Genomic DNA, 18,954 nt, shown 5'->3' with positions numbered 1-18,954 from the left:
CCCCCGCCGACGACTACGTCCGCGAGTTCGTCAAGGACGTCCCGCGCGGCGACGTCCTCACCCTGCGCTGGATCATGCGCCCGCCGGTGGACGGCGACGCCCTGGACGGTCCCGAGCTGGGCCCGGACGTCGTGGTGAAGGAGGCCACCCGGGCGGTGCTCGCGGCCGACAAGCCGGTCAAGGTCGTCGAGAACGGCAAGCTGCTCGGCATCGTCGGCGACGAGGAGATCCTCGCGGTGGTCGCCGGGCAGGAAGGCGGCGCGTGATGACCGTCGCCGTGGAGAAGACCGAGAAACCGCAGAAGACCGGGGCCGTCGAGCCGCCCGCTCCCGCCAAGAGCGTGCGCAAGGTCAGCCGGTCCATGATGGTCGGCGCGATCCTGGTCGTCTGGCTGGTGCTGTTCGTCGTACTGCGCGGCAAGCAGACCCTCGCCCTGGCGGCGGCCGACCTGACCGATCTGCACCGGTGGTTCAACGACGTCAACGACTCGATCGGCGCGAACCGCAACTCCAACCCGCTCTTCCTGTACTTCTTCAACGAGATCCGCCTGGTCATCGACTCCCTGGTGACCTTCGTCCAGGAGCTGATCTCACAGCCGTCCGTCGGCCGGCCCGTCCCGCAGATCGGCTGGCTCGGTGTCGTCGGCATCGCCGGCTATGTCTCCTGGGCCGTGGGCAACTGGCGGGTCGCTCTGCTGGCGGTGGCCGGCTTCACCTTCCTTGGCCTGCAGGGCCTGTGGCAGGAGAGCATGGACACCTTGGCGCTCACCGTCTCCGCCGTCTTCGTGGCGCTGGTGTTCGCGATCCCGCTGGGTGTGTGGGCGGGGCTGTCCGACCGGTTCAACCGGTTCGTGACGCCCTTCCTGGACCTCATGCAGACCATGCCGACCTTCGTCTACCTGGCCCCACTGACGCTGTTCTTCCAGATCGGCCCGGCCTCCGCCACGATCGCCACGCTGATCTACGCGGCGCCGCCGACGATCCGCATCACCGCGCACGCCATCCGCTCCGTCCCGGAGACGACGGTGGAGGCGGCCGACTCGCTGGGTGCCACGCGACGGCAGTCCCTCATGAAGGTCCTGCTGCCGATGTCCAAGCGGACCGTGGTGATGGGCGTCAACCAGACCATCATGGCCGCCCTGGCCATGGTGACCATCGCCGCCCTGATCGACGCGCCCGGCCTCGGCAAGACCGTCGTCCAGGCGCTCCAGACGCTCGACGTCGGCACGGCCTTCAACGCGGGTCTGGCCATCGTCGTCATGGCCATCGTGCTGGACCGGGTCACCACCGCGGCGAGCACACGCGAGGAGGCCGCCCGCCTTTCGAAGAACCGCTTCATCACCTGGCGACGCCCGCTGCTGGTGGCCGGTGCGGCGGTCACGGCGGTCCTGGCCTATCTGTCCCACACCTATCTGTGGGCGGCGGAGTTCCCCGGCGAGGGGAGCACCGGCGGCACCATCAGGAGCACGGCGGACAGCGTGACCACCTGGGTGCAGGACAACCTGTCGGGCGTCACCAACGCCTTCCGGGACGCCCTCACCAACAGTCTGCTCAACCCGTTCCAGGCGCTGCTCACGGACTCCCCGTGGTGGCTCGTCGGCGCGGCACTGATCGCGCTCGCCGTCGTCCTCGGCGGCCGGCGCGCCGGTATCACCACGGCTGTCTGCGTGGGTCTGCTGGTCGGCACCGGCGTGTGGTCGGACGGCATGACGACACTTGCGTCCACCCTCGTCGCCACGGTGCTCGTGATGCTGCTCGGCGTCGTCTTCGGCGTCTGGATGGGACGCAGCGCGCTGGTGGACCGGCTGATCCGGCCCACCCTGGACGCGGCCCAGGTCATGCCGCCGTTCGTCTATCTCGTGCCGTTCCTCGCACTGTTCGGCGCGACCCGCTTCACGGCGATCGTCGCCGCGGTCGTCTACGCGGCTCCCGTCGCCATGAAGATCATCGCGGACGGCGTACGGAACGTGCCCGCGACGACCGTGGAGGCGGCCACCTCCGCCGGGTGCAACACCTGGCAGATCATCACCAAGGTTCAACTGCCGATGGCACGCGGCGCCCTGACTCTCGCGACCAACCAGGGCCTGATCTATGTGCTGTCGATGGTTGTGGTCGGCGGCCTGGTAGGCGCCGGCGCCCTCGGCTACGACGTCGTGGCCGGCTTCTCGCAGGGACAACTGTTCGGGAAGGGGCTTGCCGCAGGGCTCGCCATCGTCCTTCTCGGAGTCATGTTCGACCGGATCACTCAGGCAGCGGCGCGGCGTACCAGCGCGTAAGGAGCAACTGACCATGGCAAGGCAAGCAAGACAGTGGAGAGTCGGCTCGGCCGGCATAGCGGGCGTAGCTGTTATCGGACTGACCCTCTCCGCCTGCGGTGGTGCGAAGGTCGGTGACAGCTCCTCGGACGCCGGCGGCTCGGGCAGCCCCGGCAAGTGCGGCACCTTCAACCTCGCAGTCAACCCGTGGGTGGGCTACGAGGCCAACGCGGCCGTCATCGCGTACGTCGCGGAGCACGACCTCGGCTGCAAGGTCACCCAGAAGGACCTGAAGGAGGAGATCGCCTGGCAGGGCTTCGGGACGGGCGAGGTCGACGCCGTCGTCGAGAACTGGGGTCACGACGACCTGAAGAAGAAGTACATCACCGACCAGAAGACCGCCGTCGACGCCGGCCCGACCGGCAACGAAGGCCTCATCGGCTGGTACGTGCCGCCGTGGCTGGCCAAGGCGCACCCGGACATCCTCGACTGGAAGAACCTCAACAAGTACGCGGCCGAGTTCAAGACGTCCGAGTCCGGCGGCAAGGGCCAGCTCCTCGACGGCGACCCGTCGTTCGTCACCAACGACGAGGCGCTGGTGAAGAACCTCAAGCTGGACTACAAGGTCGTGTACGCGGGCAGTGAGACCGCCCTCATCCAGGCCTTCCGCAAGGCGGAGAAGAACAAGGAATGGGTGATCGGCTACTTCTACGAGCCGCAGTGGTTCATGTCCGAGGTGCCGCTCAAGAAGGTCAAGCTGCCCGAGTACAAGACGGGCTGCGACGCCGACGCCGAGAAGGTCGACTGCGACTACCCCGTGTACAAGCTGGACAAGATCGCCAGTGCCAAGTTCGCCAAGTCGGGCAGCCCGGCCTACGACCTGGTGAAGAACTTCACCTGGACCAACGACGACCAGAACACCGTGGCCAAGTACATCGCGGTGGACAAGATGACCCCCGAGGCGGCGGCCAAGAAGTGGGTCGAGGCCAACCGCGACAAGGTGGAGGCCTGGATCAAGTAGGCCCTTCCCGGATGCCCGGCGGGTGGTGCGTAGCGGACGCGCACCGCCCGCCGGGCATTGCTGTTTTCCAGGCCGTTCTCCGACGTCACCGGACCTCTTGACACCCACCTGCACGGCAGGCACATTGAGTTGCGCAACCTGAATCACGTTGCGCAGAAAGCAACTCAACCGGAGGTGCGGCGATGGCGGGACCGCGTGTGGTCATCATCGGAGCGGGAGTCGTTGGCGCGGCGCTCGCGGACGAGATCTCGGCGCGGGGCTGGACCGAGGTGACCGTGGTCGACCAGGGACCGCTCCCGGCCACCGGAGGCTCGACCTCGCACGCCCCCGGCCTGGTCTTCCAGACGAACTCCTCGAAGACCATGACCGAGCTGGCCCGCTACACCGTCGAGAAGTTCTGCTCCCTCGACGTCGACGGCAAGCCCTGCTTCCTTCAGGTCGGCGGCCTCGAAGTGGCGACCACGCCGGAGCGCCTCGCGGAACTGCACCGCCGGCACGGCTGGATCACCGCCTGGGGCATCGAGTCCCGGATCCTGACCGCCGACGAGTGCGTCGAGAAGCACCCGCTGGTAGACCGTGACAGGGTCCTCGGCGGCCTCCTCGTCCCGACCGACGGCCTCGCCAAGGCGGTCCTCGCCGTCGAGGCGCAGATCCGCCGGGCCACCGAGCGCGGCGTGCGCTTCCTGGCCCGCCACGAGGTCCTCGACGTCCTGAAGGCCGACGGCGAGGTGACCGGCGTCCTGACCGACCAGGGCGAGATCCCCGCCGACATCGTCGTGTGCTGCGCCGGCATCTGGGGCACGAAGATCGCCCGCATGGCCGGCATGAACCTCCCGCTCACCCCGCTCGCCCACCAGCTCGCCTGGACCGGCCCGATCCCGGCGCTCGCGGGCCAGACCGAGGAGGCGGTCCGACCGATCCTGCGCCACCAGGACGCCGACCTCTACTACCGCGACCGCTTCGACGGCATCGGCATCGGCTACTACGGCCACCGCCCGATGCCCATCACCGCCGACGAGATCCTCTCCGTGGACGAGGCCGACGAGATGCCGTCGATCCTGAAGTTCACCGAGGAGGACTTCGAGCCGGCCTGGAGCGAGACCCAGTCGCTGCTCCCCTCGACGCGCGAGGCGAAGATCGAGGAGGGCATCAACGGCCTGTTCTCCTTCACCACCGACAACTTCCCGCTGCTCGGCGAGTCCCAGGATGTCAAGGGCTTCTGGGTCGCCGAGGCCGTCTGGGTAACCCACTCCGCGGGCGTCGGCCGGGCCATGGCCGAGTGGCTGGTCGACGGCCACTGCTCGTCCTTCGACCTGCACGAGTGCGACGTCAACCGTTTCGAGCCGCACCAGCTGTCCCCGGAGTACGTCCTGGCCCGCGACTGCCAGAACTTCGTCGAGGTCTACGACATCCTCCACCCCCTCCAGCCCTCCGGCGACCCGCGCCCGATCCGCACCAGCCCCTTCCACGCCCGCCAGCAGGAGCACGGCGCCTTCTTCCTGGAGGCGAGCGGCTGGGAGCGCCCGCACTGGTACGAGGCCAACGCGAAGCTGGTCGAGGGCCGTTCCATCCCCACCCCGAACGACTGGGCCGCCCAGTTCTGGTCGCCCATCGTCGGTGCCGAGGCCCAGGTCACCCGTGAGACCGTCGCGATGTACGACATGACGGCCCTCAAGCGCCTGGAGGTGAGCGGCCCCGGCTCCGCCGAGTTCCTGGAGCGCCTGTGCACCGGCAAGGTCGCCAAGTCCGTCGGCTCGGTCACGTACACCCTGTTCCTCGACCACGACGGCGGCATCCGCAGCGACGTCACCATCGCCCGCCTCGCCCGCGACCTCTTCCAGATCGGCGCCAACGGGAACCTGGACCTCGACTGGCTCAGCCGTCACCTCCCCGCCGACGGCACCGTCCAGGTCCGCGACATCACCGCCGGCACCTGCTGCATCGGCCTGTGGGGTCCGCTGGCCCGCAAGGTCCTCCAGCCGCTCACGGACGAGGACTTCACCAACGACGGCCTCAAGTACTTCCGCGCCAAGCGCGCCTACATCGGCAGCGTCCCGGTGACCGCGATGCGGCTGTCGTACGTCGGCGAACTCGGCTGGGAGCTGTACACCACCGCCGACCAGGGCCAGAAGCTGTGGGACACCCTGTGGCAGGCGGCGAGGCCGCTGGGCGGCGTCATCGCCGGCCGCGGCGCCTTCAACAGCCTCCGCCTGGAGAAGGGCTACCGCTCCTTCGGCACCGACATGACCTACGAGCACGACCCCTACGAGGCCGGCGTCGGCTTCGCCGTCAAGCTCGACAAGGGCGACTTCATCGGCAAGGCGGCGCTGGAGCGCCGTAAGTCCGACGTCCGGCGCAAGCTGACCTGCCTCACCATCGACGACCCGCAGTCGGTCGTCCTCGGCAAGGAGCCGGTGTACGACGGCGACCGCCCGGTCGGCTACGTCACCAGCGCCGCCTACGGCTACACCATCGGCAAGGGCATCGCCTACGCCTGGCTCCCGGCCGAGCTCACCACTCCCGGCACGCCCGTGCAGATCGGCTACTTCGACCAGCGCGTCGAGGCGGTCGTCGCCGAGGAGCCCCTGTTCGACCCCACGATGTCACGTCTCCGTGGCTGAGCGCTGCGAGGGCCGTGCCGCGATGTGTCGTCGTTCGTCTGCGGCTTCGTCGTGGCTGGTCGCTCCCCCACTCTCGGCTTCGCTCGAGCGGGGGGACCCCCATCGCGGCGTAGCCGCTGATGGACGCCGCCCCGCGTCCCTTGAGGGCATTCCACCTCAGCCTTGTTGGAAGGAGTACCCCAGGTGACCGCACAACTCCTTGACGGCAAAGCGACCGCCGCCGACATCCGCCGCGAACTCGCGGAGCGCGTGGTCAAGTTGACGGCCACGAACGGCCGCCCGCCGGGTCTCGGCACGGTCCTGGTCGGCGACGACCCGGGCAGCCGTGCCTACGTCGGCGGAAAGCACCGTGACTGCGCCCAGGTCGGCATCGCCTCCATCCGCCGGGACCTGCCCGCCGACGCCTCACAGGAGCAGGTCGAGGAGACGATCGACGAACTCAACGCCGACCCGGCCTGCACCGGCTACATCGTCCAGCTCCCGCTGCCGCGCCACCTGGACGCGGGCGCGGTACTGGAACGCATGGACCCGGCCAAGGACGCCGACGGCCTGCACCCCGTCAACCTCGGCCGGCTCACCCTGGGAGTCGAGGCCCCGCTGCCGTGCACCCCGCGCGGCATCGTGGAACTGCTCCGCCGCCACGACGTACCGCTCGCCGGAGCGCGCGTCTGCGTGATCGGCCGGGGCATCACGGTGGGCCGCCCGATCGGCCTGCTCCTCACCCGCCGCTCCGAGAACGCCACCGTCACCCTGTGCCACACCGGCACCAAGGGCCTGGCCTGGCACGTGCGCGAGGCGGACATCGTCATCGCCGCCGCCGGCTCGCCCGGACTCGTCACCAAGGACATGCTGCGCCCCGGCGCTGCGGTCCTGGACGTCGGCATCACCCGCACCGACCAGGGCCTGGTCGGCGACATCCATCCGGACGCCGCCCAGGTCGCCGGCTGGATCGCGCCCATGCCCGGCGGTGTGGGCCCCATGACCCGAGCGATGTTGCTGGCCAACGTCGTCGAGGCCGCCGAGAGGAACGCCACCGCCGTATGAACGCGCACGTCCCCGAGTACCCGCAGGGTCCGCACCTCGCAGAAGCCCTTTCAGAAGACGGAGACGTCCGATGAGCTCCCGTACCCCCGGCGCCGACCTCCCCGACCACCCCGACTTCCTGTGGCGTAATCCCGAGCCCAAGAAGTCGTACGACGTGGTGATCGTCGGAGGCGGCGGACACGGCCTGGCCACCGCGCACTACCTTGCCAAGAACCACGGCATCACCAATGTCGCGGTGCTGGAGAAGGGCTGGCTCGCGGGCGGCAACATGGCCCGCAACACCACGATCATCCGCTCCAACTACCTGTGGGACGAGAGCGCCGGCATCTACGAGCACGCCCTCAAGCTCTGGGAGGGCCTGGCGGACGAGCTCGACTACCCGATCCTCTTCTCCCAGCGCGGCGTGCTGAACCTCGCGCACAGCCTCCAGGACGTCCGCGACAGCGTGCGCCGCGTCGAGGCGAACCGTCTCAACGGCGTGGACGCGGAGTGGCTCGACGCGGACGGCGTCAAGGAAGTCTGCCCGATCGTCAACATCTCGCAGGACGTGCGCTATCCGGTCCTGGGCGCCACGTACCAGCCGCGCGCGGGCATCGCCAAGCACGACTACGTCGCCTGGGGCCTGGCCCGCTCGGCCGACGCCGCCGGCATCGACATCATCCAGAACTGCGAGGTCACCGGCCTCGACGTGGTCGGCAACCGCGTCGTCGGAGTCCAGACCACCCGCGGCCCCATCGCGACCGGCAAGGTCGCGCTCTGCTCGGCGGGTCACACCTCGGTCCTCGCGGCGATGGCGGGCATCGAACTCCCCATCCAGAGCCACCCGTTGCAGGCCCTGGTCTCCGAGCTCCTCGAGCCGGTGCACCCGACGGTCGTCATGTCCAACGCCGTCCACGTGTACGTCAGCCAGGCGCACAAGGGCGAGCTGGTGATGGGCGCGGGCATCGACGCGTACAACTCGTACACCCAGCGCGGCGCCTTCCACATCATCGAGGAGCAGATGGCGGCGGCCCTGGAACTCTTCCCGGTCTTCGCCCGCGCCCACGTGCTGCGCACCTGGGGCGGCATCGTCGACACCAGCCCCGACGCCTCACCGATCATCGGGCTCAGCCCCGTCGACAACCTCTATCTCAACTGCGGCTGGGGAACGGGCGGCTTCAAGGCCACCCCGGGCGTCGGCTGGGTCTACGCCCACACCATCGCCCACGACACCCCGCACGCCCTCAACGCCCCCTTCTCGCTCGACCGTTTCACCACCGGCGCGCTCGTCGACGAGCACGGCGCTGCCGCGGTGGCCCACTAGGGAGCCGAACCCATGCTGCTCATCCCCTGCCCGTGGTGCGGGCCCCGCGACGAGGCCGAGTTCCACTACGGCGGCCAGGCCCACGTCCCTTACCCGGAGGACCCGGCATCCCTCTCCGACGAGGACTGGGCCCGCTACCTCTTCTTCCGCGACAACCCCAAGGGCCCCTTCGCCGAGCGCTGGAGCCACGCGGCGGGCTGCCGCCGCTGGTTCAACGCGGTACGGGACACGTCGACGAACGAAATCCTGACGGTGTACAGGACGGGAGAGGAACGCCCGGCGCCTGTTGAGCCGAGGCCGGCAATTTCAGCCCGTCCGGCGTTTGAGGACGAGGCCGTTCAGGCCGAAGGGGGGTCTGGGGGCACAGCCCCCAGCGGGGTCGAAGGGGTGGAGCCCCTTCAGGACGGGACGGGTAGGGGCGGCGGGGGCGAGACAACCCAGCCGTTCCGCCACGCGACCCGCGGCCGAATCGACCGCGACACCCCCCTCACCTTCACCTTCGACGGCATCGAATACCAGGGCTACCGAGGCGACACCCTCGCCTCCGCCCTCCTCGCCAACGGCGTCATCCAGGCCGGCACCAGCATCAAGCTCGGCCGCCCCCGAGGCATCTTCTCCGCCGGCGTCGAGGAACCCAACGCGGTCATCCAGATCGAGGAACCCTTCCCGGAGCCGATGCTCCCCGCCACGACCGTCGAGCTCTACGACGGCCTCGTCGCGACCAGCCTCCCCGGCCAGGGCCGCCTCGCCACCGACCCGGACCCCGCCCGCTACGACGCCGTACACGCCCACTGCGACCTGCTGATCGTCGGCGCCGGCCCGGCCGGACTCGCGGCAGCGGCGGCCGCGGCCAGAAGCGGCGCCCGCGTCATCCTCGCCGATGACCAGCCGGAACTCGGCGGCAGCCTCCTGGGCACGGCCGAACACCTCGACTGGGTACGGGAGGTGACCGAGCAGTTCGACGCCGCCCCCGAGGTCCGCGTCCTGCCCCGCACCACCGTCTTCGGCTACTACGACGACAACCACCTCCTCGCCGTCGAACGCCGCACCAACCACCTCGGCGCCGACGCCCCCGAGAACGTCTCCCGCGAACGCGTCTGGCGCATCCGCGCCCGCCGGGTCGTCCTCGCCACCGGCGCCCACGAGCGCTCGCTGGTCTTCGCGAACAACGACCGCCCCGGCGTGATGCTGGCCTCCTCGGCCCGCACCCACGTCAACCGCCACGGCGTCCTGCCCGGCCGCCACGCGGTGGTCTTCACGACCAACGACAGCGCGTACGCGGCAGCCATGGACCTGGCCTCGGCGGGCCTCGCCATCGCGGCGATCGTCGACACCCGCCCCGAACCGGGGGAGTGGGCCGAGCGCGCGAGGGCGGCCGGCATCGAGGTGCTGGCCGGCCACGCCGTCACCGGCACGGAGGGCGAGGCCCGCCTCACCGCCGTGACCGTCGCACCGTACGGAGAGTCCGCGGGGCGGCGCGAGTTCGCCGCCGACCTGCTCCTGGTCTCGGGCGGCTGGAACCCGGTGGCGCATCTGTTCAGCCAGTCCGGCGGCAAGCTCCGCCACGACGAGACGCTGGGCTCCTTCGTCCCCGACACCTGCCGCCAGCAGGTCGAGGTCGCGGGCAGCGCGAGCGGCGTCCTCGACCCGGCCACGGTCCTGGCACAGGGCGCGGCCGCCGGTGCCCGCGCCATCGAGGCCGAGGGTTACACGCCCGAGGCGCCCCGCCTCCCCGAGGTGCCCGCGCAGCCGCGGCCGACGCCGCCGATGCACGTGTACGTCGTTCCCGGTGACACGGACGGCCCCCGCTTCGTCGACCTTCAGCGCGACGTCACCGTCGACGACCTGGCCCGCGCGACCGGCGCCGGTCTGCGCTCGGTCGAGCACACCAAGCGCTACACCACGGCCGGCACCGCCAACGACCAGGGCAAGACCTCCGGCGTCCTGGCCAGCGGCGTCGTAGCCGAACTGCTCGGCGTGGACATCTCGGCGCTCGGCACGACCACCTTCCGTCCGCCGTACACGCCGGTCTCCTTCGCCGCCCTCGCCGGCCGCGACCGGGGCGTGCTGAGCGACCCGGTCCGCACGACCGCCATCCACGAGTGGCATGTCGCGCACGGCGCCCTGTTCGAGAACGTCGGCCAGTGGAAGCGCCCCTGGTACTACCCGCAGGACGGCGAGGACATGGAAGCCGCCGTACTGCGCGAGTGCGCCGCTACCCGCGAGAGCGTCGGCTTCATGGACGCCTCCACGCTCGGCAAGATCGACGTGCAGGGCCCGGACGCCGGCGTCTTCCTCGACCGGCTTTACACCAACATGATGAGCACCCTGAAGGTCGGCATGATCCGCTACGGCGTCATGTGCCGCCCGGACGGCATGGTCTTCGACGACGGCACGGTCATCCGCGTCGCCCCAGAGCGCTTCCTGGTCACCACGACGACGGGCAACGCGGCCGCTGTACTGGACTGGATGGAGGAGTGGCACCAGACGGAGTGGCCCGAGCTGAAGGTCCACTGCACGTCCGTGACCGAGCAGTGGGCCACGGTCGCCCTGGTCGGTCCGAAGTCCCGTGAGGTCCTCGCCTCGCTCGCGCCCCATCTCGCCGTCGCCAACGACGACTTCCCGTTCATGGCCTGGCGTGAGGCGACCGTCGCGGGCATCGCGGCCCGGGTCTGCCGGATCAGCTTCTCCGGCGAACTCGCCTTCGAGATCAACGTGTCGCCGTGGCAGGCCCTCGCCCTGTGGGAGGCCGTGTACGAGGCCGGCGCCCCGTACGGCATCACCCCGTACGGCACGGAGACCATGCACGTCCTGCGTGCCGAGAAGGGCTACCCGATCATCGGCCAGGACACCGACGGCACGGTCACTCCTCAGGACCTCGGCATGAGCTGGGTGGTGTCGAAGAAGAAGCCGGACTTCATCGGAAAGCGGTCCTTCGCCCGCGCCGACACGTCCCGCCCCGACCGCAAGCACCTGGTCGGCCTGCTCCCCGAGGACCCGGGCACCTTCCTCCCGGAGGGCACTCACCTGATCGCCGACGGTGTGCTGCCGCCCCCGCCCGTTCCCATGCTCGGCCATGTCACCTCCAGCTATCGCAGCGCCGCCCTGGGCCGGACGTTCGCGCTCGCCCTGATCAAGGGCGGCCGGGACCGCATCGGCGAGCGGCTGTACGCCCCCGTCGGCGACCAACTGGTGCCGGTGACCGTCGCCGGTCCTGTCCTCTACGACCCCGAGGGAGCTCGCCGCGATGGCTGACACCGCCCTTACCGTCCCGCTCCGCAGCCCACTGTCGCAGGTCGCGGACCGCCTGGCCGCCGCGACCCGCTCGTCCGGGGGTGCGATCAGGCTGGCCGAACTCCCCTTCCTGGCCCAGCTCAACGTGCGCCTCGACGCCAAGGGAGCGGCGGCGGCACCAGTCGGGCTCGCACTGGACCTGCAACTGCCGCTCCAGCCGAACACCGTCGTCCGCGCGGGGGAGTTGAGCGCGCTGTGGCTCGGCCCGGACGAGTGGCTGCTGGTGGGACCGCCGGGGAGCGAGCGGGACCTGGAGAGCCGGATCCGACAGGCCGCCGGCGACGAGCACGTCTCCGTCACCGACGTCTCCGCACAGCGCACCACGCTCCTGGTCACGGGCCCGCGCGCCCATGACCTGCTGGCCCACGGCTGTCCGCTGGACCTGCATCCGCGGGCCTTCGGCTCCGGCCGCTGCGCCCAGACGACGCTGGGCCGCACCCAGGTCGTCCTGGTGGCCCGGGACGAACCCAGGGCCGGATTCTGGGTCCTGGTGCGCTCTACGTTCGCCGGCTATCTGGCGGACTGGCTGCTCGACGCGGCGACCGAGTACCGCTGAGAAAACCCGGCGGGCCCGCACCCCGCGGGCCCCTGTGGGAGCTCCGCTCAGGAGCTCCCACAGGGCTTTGCGCAGCATGTTCCGTCATACGCATCGAAAGTCGTACGCCTGCCTCCGCCTCCGCCTCCGCCACCAAGCCACTCGACCCGGGAAAACCGGTACGGCATCCGGGAACACCGGTACTCCACCCGCACGGCCTGCCACGACCCGGCCGGCCGCTGGTCATGGGTGTCGTGAACGTGACGCCGGACTCGTTCTCCGACGGCGGGCTGTCGTTCGCCGCCGACGCGGCCGTCGCACACGGGCTCGCACTGCTCGAACAGGGCGCGGACATCGTTGACGTGGGCGGCGAGTCGACCCTCCCCCAGACTCCGTCCCAGGGGACCCCATTTCGCTTCGCTCGGCGCGGCACGCCCGCCGGTCGAGGAGGAACTGCGACGCGTCCTGCCCGTCGTGCGGGAACTGGCCGCGGCGGGTGCGATCGTCAGTGTCGACACCATGCGGGCCGAGGTCGCCGCCCCGCGCTGGACGCGGGGGCACGGCTGGTCAACGACGTCTCGGGGGGCCTCGCCGACCCCGGCATGCTGCCGCTGATGGCCCGGGCGGGAACACCGTACGTGCTGATGCACTGGCGCGGGCACTCCGCCGGCATGCAGGCGAACGCCGTCTACGACGACGTCGTCACCGATGTGCTCGACGAGCTGCGGCTGAGGATCGATGCCGCGCTGGAGGCGGGGATACCGCCGGGCTGCCTGGTCGTCGACCCCGGGCTGGGCTTCGCCAAGACGCCCGACCACAACTGGGAACTGCTGGGCCGCCTCGGGGACGTCATGGCCCTGGGCCACCCGGTCCTCGTGGGCGCGTCATGTAAGTCGTTCCTGGGCAGTCTGCTGGCGGACCGGACGACGGGGCAGCCCCGTCCCGCGCGGCTGCGCGATGCCGCGACCACCGCCGTGTCCGTGCTCGCCGCCGCACAGGGCGTCTGGTGTCTGCGCGTGCACGATGTCGCGTCGACGGCCGACGCGGTACGTGTGACGGCCCGCTGGGGCGTCGAGGCGGCGGCGTCGGCACGGTCGCCGCTGGACTGAGCGCCGCAGCGGCCGAAACGCCGTCGGGCCGAGCGCCCTGTGGGGCCTCAGCCGAGATAGCCCATACGGCGGCTGATCTCGTCCGCGCCGCTGATCAGCGCGGGTGCGAGCTCGTGGATGCGTTCCTCGGTGAAGCGGTATGTGGGGCCGGAGGCGCTGAGGGCGGCGATCACCTCGCCGTCGCGGGAGCGGATCGGGGCCGCCATGGCGTGCAGCCCGATCTCGAGTTCCTCCAGCGCCACCGCGTATCCGCGCTCGCGCGCCTCGGCCAGGTTCTTCTCCAGCTCGGCCCTCGAGGTCAGGGTGTGCGGCGTCAGCTTCTGCGTCCCCGACGCCGCGAGCACGCCGGCGCGCTCCTTCTTCGGCAGATGGGCCAGCAGGATCTTGCCGCTCGACGTGGCGTGTACCGGGGTGAGCTGGCCGACCCAGTTGTGGGTGCCGACCGCGCCCGGGCCGCGTACCTGATACAGGTTGACCGCGTAGTGCTCCTGGAGGACGGCGATGTTGACCGTCTCGCCGATCTCCTCGCTGAGCCGCTCGCACACCGTGCGGCCTTGCTGGGTGATGTCGAGGCGGCCCGTGACGGCGCCGGCCAGGCGCACGATCCCGAAGCCCAGCCGGTACTTGCCCCGCTCGGCCGTCTGCTCGACCAGGCCGCGCGCTTCCAAGGCCCCGAGCAGACGGAACGCGGTGGACTTGTGCACGTCGATCTCGGCGGCCACCTCGCTGACGCCCGCCTCGCCGCGTTGGGCGAGGATCTCCAGGACGCTGACGGCGCGGTCGACGGACTGCACCCCGTTCACCGCGGGACCCACTGTTTCGCTCTCTGCGGTGTAGTTGCTCATAGCGCAACTATATGCATGGGTCTTCGCGGGTTCCATTGGCCTTTGTGCATCCCGCAGGGGCCGTGGAAGGCGGCGGGAACGGCCGGATCCGGCCGCCCGCATGGTCGCACGGCCCGCCTCGTCAGCGGAAGGCCACTGTGCGGTTCCCGTTCACCAGCACCCGGCTCTCGCTGTGCCACTCCACGGCGCGGGCGAGTACCCGGGCCTCGACGTCACGGCCGATGGTGACCAGCTCCTCGGGGTCGCGCGAGTGGTCCACGCGGACGACGTCCTGCTCGATGATCGGGCCTTCGTCGAGGTCGGGCGTGACGCAGTGGGCCGTGGCCCCGACGAGCTTCACACCGCGCTGGTGCGCCTGGACGTACGGCCGGGCCCCTTGAGGCTCGGGGGAGCGTCGGGGCTTCTGATCGCGCATGCGTTGCTGATCGCGCAACGCAAAGCGTCATCGGAAATCGAAAGATGACGCCACTCTTGACAACGCCCGCATCGCACGGGAAGCATGTTGCGTATAGCGAATGTCGTTGTGCTATATGAGACAATCCCTGTCTGGAGCCGGCATGAGGAGCATCACCGTCGTCGGAGCGTCGCTGGCAGGCCTGAGCACGGTCCGCGCGCTGCGCGCAGAGGGCTACGACGGCGAGATCGTCGTCGTGGGGGAGGAGCGCCACACTCCCTACGACCGTCCGCCGCTGTCCAAGGGCTTCCTCAAGGGCGACGTCGACGCCGCCGCCCTCGCGCTCGGCGACGCGGACGAGTACGAGGTCCTGGACGCGCAGTGGCTGCTCGGCGAGCGCGCCGTGCGGCTCGACCCCGTCGCCCGTACCGTCACCCTGGCCGGCGGACGGCATGTGCGCACCGACGGCATCGTGATCGCGACCGGCGCCAGTCCCCAGATGCTCCCGGGCACGGACGGACTGGTCGGTGTCCACACCCTCCGCACCCTGGACGACGCTCTGGCCCTGCGCGCCGAGTTGTCGGACGGCCTGCCCAGGGTCGTCGTCGTCGGCGCCGGCTTCATCGGCGCCGAGGTGGCGTCCACCGCCCATCGGCTCGGCCTCCACGTCACCGTCGTCGAGGCGCTCGATGTACCGCTGGAACGCCAACTGGGCCGTGAGATGGGGCTGGTTTGCTCCTCGCTCCACCACGATCACGGGGTTCGCCTGCTGTGCGGAACGGGCGTGGCGGGACTCGTCGGCGAGGGAAGGGTCACGGGCGTACGACTGGCGGACGGGCGGGTGCTGCCCGCCGACATCGTCGTGGCCGGCGTGGGAGTGCGGCCCAACACCGACTGGCTCGCCGGTTCCGGCGTACTGGTGGACGACGGTGTGGTGTGCGACGCCGGCTGCTCGACCGGCGTACCGGGCGTGGTCGCCGTCGGTGATGTCGCCCGCTGCCCGCACCCGTTCACCGGACGGCATGCCCGCATCGAGCACTGGAGCAACGCCACCGAGCAGGCGAAGACCGCCGCCCGCACCCTGCTGACCGGTGTGTCGGCCGAGGCCCCGCTCACCCCGCCGTACTTCTGGTCCGACCAGTACCAGACCCGCATCCAGGTCGCCGGGTACGTCGGCCCGGGCGCCGAGCCCGAGGTCGTCGAGGGCGACATCGACAGCCGCACCTTCACGGCCGTCTACCGGCGCGAGGGCACCCCCGTCGCCGTGCTCTCCCTCAACCAGCCGAAGTTCTTCAACCGGCTCCGCCGCACCCTCGTCCCCGCCGCCGCGGCCGTCGTGTCATGAGCTCCGCGCCCCGACTCTCCCTGGAATCGGCAGGGGAGAGCGCTCCCAGCATTCCGCGGCACCTGCGTTACACCTGGGACCACGAGTGGCTGGTCGTGGACGAGGGCAACGCCACCGTCGGCATCACCGCGTTCGCGGCGCGGGCCCTCGGTGACGTGGTCAACCTCCGGCTGCCCGAGGTCGGCACCTGGGTCGAGGCGGGAGAGAGCTGCGGACAGATCGAGTCACGGACCGCCGTCAGCGGCCTGTACGCCCCCGCCTCGGGCCGGGTCCTGGAAGTCAACCCCGCACTGGCCGACGACCCCGGCGTCGTCAACGCCGCCCCCTACACCGGCGGCTGGCTGTTCCGGCTGCGGGTCGAGAACATCGCCGGCGCGCTGACCCCCGATGCCTACGCCGCCCACTGTGCCCACACCCGAGGAGACCGCCGATGACCCTGTTCAACCAGCCCCTGCACGAGCTCGACCCGGAGGTGGCCGCCGCGGTCGACGCCGAGCTGGAGCGCCAGCAGTCCACCCTGGAGATGATCGCCTCCGAGAACTTCGCGCCCGTCGCTGTGCTGGAGGCACAGGGTTCGGTGCTGACCAACAAGTACGCCGAGGGCTACCCGGGCCGCCGCTACTACGGCGGCTGCGAGCACGTCGACGTCACCGAGCAAATTGCCATCGACCGGATCAAGGAGCTGTTCGGCGCCGAGTACGCCAACGTCCAGCCCCACTCGGGCGCCTCCGCCAACCAGGCCGCCCTGTTCGCGCTGGCCCAGCCCGGCGACACCATCCTGGGTCTGGACCTCGCCCACGGCGGCCACCTCACCCACGGCATGAAGATCAACTTCTCGGGCAAGCAGTTCAACGTCGTTCCGTACCACGTGGACGCGGAGACCGGTCTGGTCGACATGGCGGAGCTGGAGCGGCTGGCCAAGGAGCACCGCCCGAAGGTGATCATCGCGGGCTGGTCGGCGTACCCGCGGCAGCTGGAGTTCGCCGAGTTCCGGCGGATCGCCGACGAGGTCGAGGCGTACCTGTGGGTGGACATGGCGCACTTCGCGGGCCTGGTCGCGGCGGGGCTGCACCCGAACCCGGTGGAGTACGCGGACGTGGTGACGTCCACGACGCACAAGACCCTGGGAGGGCCGCGCGGCGGCATCATCCTGGCGAAGAAGGACTTCGCGAAGAAGCTCAATTCCTCGGTCTTCCCGGGTTTCCAGGGCGGTCCGCTGGAGCACGTGATCGCGGCGAAGGCGGTGTCCTTCAAGGTCGCCGCGAGCGAGGAGTTCAAGGAGCGTCAGCGCCGCACGGTCGAGGGCGCGAAGATCCTCGCCGAGCGCCTGACGGCCGCCGATGCCCGCGAGGCCGGCGTGAACGTGCTGTCCGGCGGCACCGACGTCCACCTGATCCTGGTCGACCTGCGCGAGTCCGAGCTGGACGGCCGGCAGGCCGAGGACCGCCTCCACGAGGTCGGCATCACCGTCAACCGCAACGCCGTCCCCAACGACCCGCGCCCGCCGATGGTGACATCCGGCCTGCGCATCGGCACCCCGGCCCTGGCCACCCGCGGCTTCCAGGCCGAGGACTTCACCGAGGTCGCCGACGTCATCGCCGAAACGCTGAAGGCGCCTTCTCCCTTCGGGGCGGCCGACGCCGAAGCGCTCAAGGCCCGGGTGAAGGCCCTGGCCGACAAGCACCCGCTGTACCCCGGCCTGTAACCGACAACCTCCCGCAGGGGCGTGCCATGACAACTATGACCGTCCGTCACGCCCCGCCAATCCCACGGAGTATGGCGTGGCAATCAGCGTCTTCGACCTGTTCTCCATAGGCATCGGCCCGTCCAGCTCGCACACCGTCGGCCCGATGCGCGCCGCCGGCATGTTCGTCTCCCGGCTGAAGCAGGACGGCGTGCTCGCCCAGACCGCCGCGGTACGGGCCGAGCTGTTCGGCTCCCTCGGCGCCACCGGCCACGGCCATGGCACCCCCAAGGCGGTCCTGCTCGGCCTGGAGGGCAACGAGCCGCATACGGTCGACGTGGCCCAGGCCGAGCTCGACGTCGAGCGGATCCGCAGCACGGGGCGCATCCGGCTCCTCGGTGCCGAGATCGGACCCGCCCACGAGATCGACTTCGACGTTTCGACCCGGCTGGTCCTGCACCGCAGGCGGTCGCTGCCGTACCACGCCAACGGCATGATCTTCTTCGCCTACGACGGCGACGGCGTGCCGCTGCTGGAAAAGACGTACTACTCCGTGGGCGGCGGCTTCGTGGTCGACGAGGAGGCGGTCGGTGCGGACCGGATCAAGCCCGACGACACGGTGCCGGCCCATCCGTTCAGCACCGGCGATGAACTGCTGCGCCTGACGAAGGAGACTGGTCTGTCGATCTCCGCGCTGATGCTGGAGAACGAGAGGGCCTGGCGCACCGAGGAGGAGATCCGCGCGGGCCTGCTGGAGATCTGGCTGGTCATGGAGGCCTGTGTCGCACGCGGACTGGGTGGCGAGGGGGTCCTCCCCGGCGGGCTGAAGGTCCGTCGCCGGGCCGCGGCAGCTGCCCGGGCGCTGCGCAGCGAGGGCGACCCGGCGGGCCGCGCGATGGAGTGGGTCACCCTCTACGCGATGGCGGTGAACGAGGAGAACGCCGCGGGCGGCCGGGTCGTGACCGCTCCGACGAACGGCGCGGCGGGCATCGTCCCCGCCGTCCTGCGCTACTTCCTCGACTTCGTGCCGGGCGCCGACGAGGACGGCATCGTCCGTTTCCTGCTCGCGGCGGGCGCCATCGGCATGCTCTTCAAGGAGAACGCGTCGATCTCGGGCGCCGAGGTCGGTTGCCAGGGCGAGGTGGGCTCGGCCTGCTCGATGGCCGCCGGAGGTCTCGCCGAGGTGCTCGGCGGCAGCCCCGAACAGGTCGAGAACGCCGCCGAGATCGGCATGGAGCACAACCTCGGCCTCACCTGCGATCCCGTAGGCGGCCTGGTCCAGATCCCGTGCATCGAGCGCAACGGCATGGCCGCGGTCAAGGCCGTCACCGCCGCCCGGATGGCGCTGCGCGGCGACGGCCGCCACCACGTCTCCCTGGACAAGGTCATCAAGACCATGAAGGAGACCGGCGCCGACATGAAGGTCAAGTACAAGGAGACCGCCCGCGGCGGCCTGGCCGTCAACGTCATCGAGTGCTGAGGAGACGGACGGAGCGGGGCAGGGG

12 protein-coding genes and 3 pseudogenes are annotated in these 18,954 nt (G+C 70.5%); 13 read left to right on the top strand and 2 right to left on the bottom strand.

The window, feature by feature from the left end; genetic code table 11:
* The 9 genes and pseudogenes from ALMP_RS37630 to folP form a co-directional block, all read left to right on the top strand.
* A pseudogene (locus ALMP_RS37630) lies at positions 1 to 266 on the top strand (glycine/betaine ABC transporter ATP-binding protein); the annotation flags it as partial.
* Positions 266 to 2,275, top strand: a complete 2,010-nt coding sequence (locus ALMP_RS37625; RefSeq protein ID WP_264936451.1) for a proline/glycine betaine ABC transporter permease — start codon at positions 266 to 268, stop codon at positions 2,273 to 2,275. The pseudogene ALMP_RS37630 and the gene ALMP_RS37625, both read left to right, overlap by 1 nt.
* A 13-nt stretch (positions 2,276 to 2,288) precedes the next feature.
* Complete coding sequence (locus ALMP_RS37620) at positions 2,289 to 3,275, top strand: ABC transporter substrate-binding protein (protein WP_264936450.1); 987 nt, start codon at positions 2,289 to 2,291, stop codon at positions 3,273 to 3,275.
* A gap of 182 nt (positions 3,276 to 3,457) precedes the next feature.
* Positions 3,458 to 5,896, top strand: coding sequence for an FAD-dependent oxidoreductase (locus tag ALMP_RS37615; RefSeq protein WP_264936449.1), 2,439 nt, complete (start codon positions 3,458 to 3,460; stop codon positions 5,894 to 5,896).
* Positions 5,897 to 6,079: 183 nt separating this feature from the next.
* The gene (locus ALMP_RS37610) at positions 6,080 to 6,940 is read left to right on the top strand and encodes a bifunctional methylenetetrahydrofolate dehydrogenase/methenyltetrahydrofolate cyclohydrolase (protein ID WP_264936448.1); all 861 of its coding nucleotides are present in this window, start codon (positions 6,080 to 6,082) and stop codon (positions 6,938 to 6,940) included.
* Between the two features lie 70 nt (positions 6,941 to 7,010).
* Positions 7,011 to 8,243, top strand: coding sequence for a sarcosine oxidase subunit beta family protein (locus tag ALMP_RS37605; RefSeq protein ID WP_264936447.1), 1,233 nt, complete (start codon positions 7,011 to 7,013; stop codon positions 8,241 to 8,243).
* Positions 8,244 to 8,255: 12 nt separating this feature from the next.
* Entirely contained in the window at positions 8,256 to 11,498 is a 3,243-nt protein-coding gene (locus tag ALMP_RS37600) for a sarcosine oxidase subunit alpha family protein (protein WP_264936446.1), read from the top strand.
* Entirely contained in the window at positions 11,491 to 12,093 is a 603-nt protein-coding gene (locus tag ALMP_RS37595; protein ID WP_264936445.1) for a sarcosine oxidase subunit gamma, read from the top strand. The genes ALMP_RS37600 and ALMP_RS37595 overlap by 8 nt, the downstream gene beginning before the upstream one ends.
* A 224-nt stretch (positions 12,094 to 12,317) precedes the next feature.
* Positions 12,318 to 13,181 (top strand): annotated as a pseudogene (gene folP / locus ALMP_RS37590) (dihydropteroate synthase).
* A gap of 47 nt (positions 13,182 to 13,228) precedes the next feature.
* On the opposite strand, the gene ALMP_RS37585 reads toward folP, so the two are convergent.
* Together ALMP_RS37585 and ALMP_RS37580 are read right to left on the bottom strand one after the other, a co-directional pair.
* Entirely contained in the window at positions 13,229 to 14,026 is a 798-nt protein-coding gene (locus tag ALMP_RS37585; protein ID WP_264936444.1) for an IclR family transcriptional regulator, read from the bottom strand.
* Positions 14,027 to 14,147: 121 nt separating this feature from the next.
* Positions 14,148 to 14,414 (bottom strand): annotated as a pseudogene (locus ALMP_RS37580) (formyltransferase family protein); the annotation flags it as partial.
* Positions 14,415 to 14,583: 169 nt separating this feature from the next.
* Between ALMP_RS37580 and ALMP_RS37575 the strand changes: the two are divergent.
* From ALMP_RS37575 to ALMP_RS37560, 4 genes are all read left to right on the top strand, one after another.
* Positions 14,584 to 15,765 carry an NAD(P)/FAD-dependent oxidoreductase gene (locus tag ALMP_RS37575; protein WP_264936443.1) on the top strand — a complete coding sequence of 394 codons (1,182 nt, stop codon included), beginning with the start codon at positions 14,584 to 14,586 and terminating at the stop codon, positions 15,763 to 15,765.
* Positions 15,762 to 16,199 (top strand): glycine cleavage system protein GcvH, encoded by a 438-nt coding sequence (gene gcvH, locus ALMP_RS37570; protein ID WP_264936442.1) that lies wholly within the window; start codon positions 15,762 to 15,764, stop codon positions 16,197 to 16,199. Before ALMP_RS37575 ends, gcvH begins: the two co-directional genes overlap by 4 nt.
* Complete coding sequence (gene glyA / locus ALMP_RS37565; RefSeq protein WP_264936441.1) at positions 16,196 to 17,470, top strand: serine hydroxymethyltransferase; 1,275 nt, start codon at positions 16,196 to 16,198, stop codon at positions 17,468 to 17,470. The genes gcvH and glyA overlap by 4 nt, the downstream gene beginning before the upstream one ends.
* Positions 17,471 to 17,546: 76 nt before the next feature.
* The gene (locus ALMP_RS37560; protein ID WP_264936440.1) at positions 17,547 to 18,929 is read left to right on the top strand and encodes an L-serine ammonia-lyase; all 1,383 of its coding nucleotides are present in this window, start codon (positions 17,547 to 17,549) and stop codon (positions 18,927 to 18,929) included.
* The last annotated feature ends 25 nt before the right edge of the window (positions 18,930 to 18,954 follow it).

The sequence above is a fragment of the Streptomyces sp. A012304 genome, assembly GCF_026008495.1.
GTDB lineage: Bacteria > Actinomycetota > Actinomycetes > Streptomycetales > Streptomycetaceae > Streptomyces.
This window is presented reverse-complemented; position numbering and strand designations above follow the sequence as displayed.

What these genes read in the sequence shown, in the direction of transcription:
- ALMP_RS37625 (WP_264936451.1), top strand. Translation starts at nt 266, where the DNA reads ATGACCGTCGCCGTGGAGAAGACCGAGAAACCGCAGAAGACCGGGGCC.
- ALMP_RS37620 (WP_264936450.1), top strand. Translation starts at nt 2,289, where the DNA reads ATGGCAAGGCAAGCAAGACAGTGGAGAGTCGGCTCGGCCGGCATAGCG.
- ALMP_RS37615 (WP_264936449.1), top strand. Translation starts at nt 3,458, where the DNA reads ATGGCGGGACCGCGTGTGGTCATCATCGGAGCGGGAGTCGTTGGCGCG.
- ALMP_RS37605 (WP_264936447.1), top strand. Translation starts at nt 7,011, where the DNA reads ATGAGCTCCCGTACCCCCGGCGCCGACCTCCCCGACCACCCCGACTTC.
- ALMP_RS37600 (WP_264936446.1), top strand. Translation starts at nt 8,256, where the DNA reads ATGCTGCTCATCCCCTGCCCGTGGTGCGGGCCCCGCGACGAGGCCGAG.
- ALMP_RS37595 (WP_264936445.1), top strand. Translation starts at nt 11,491, where the DNA reads ATGGCTGACACCGCCCTTACCGTCCCGCTCCGCAGCCCACTGTCGCAG.
- ALMP_RS37585 (WP_264936444.1), bottom strand. Translation starts at nt 14,026, where the DNA reads ATGAGCAACTACACCGCAGAGAGCGAAACAGTGGGTCCCGCGGTGAAC.
- ALMP_RS37575 (WP_264936443.1), top strand. Translation starts at nt 14,584, where the DNA reads ATGAGGAGCATCACCGTCGTCGGAGCGTCGCTGGCAGGCCTGAGCACG.
- gcvH (WP_264936442.1), top strand. Translation starts at nt 15,762, where the DNA reads ATGAGCTCCGCGCCCCGACTCTCCCTGGAATCGGCAGGGGAGAGCGCT.
- glyA (WP_264936441.1), top strand. Translation starts at nt 16,196, where the DNA reads ATGACCCTGTTCAACCAGCCCCTGCACGAGCTCGACCCGGAGGTGGCC.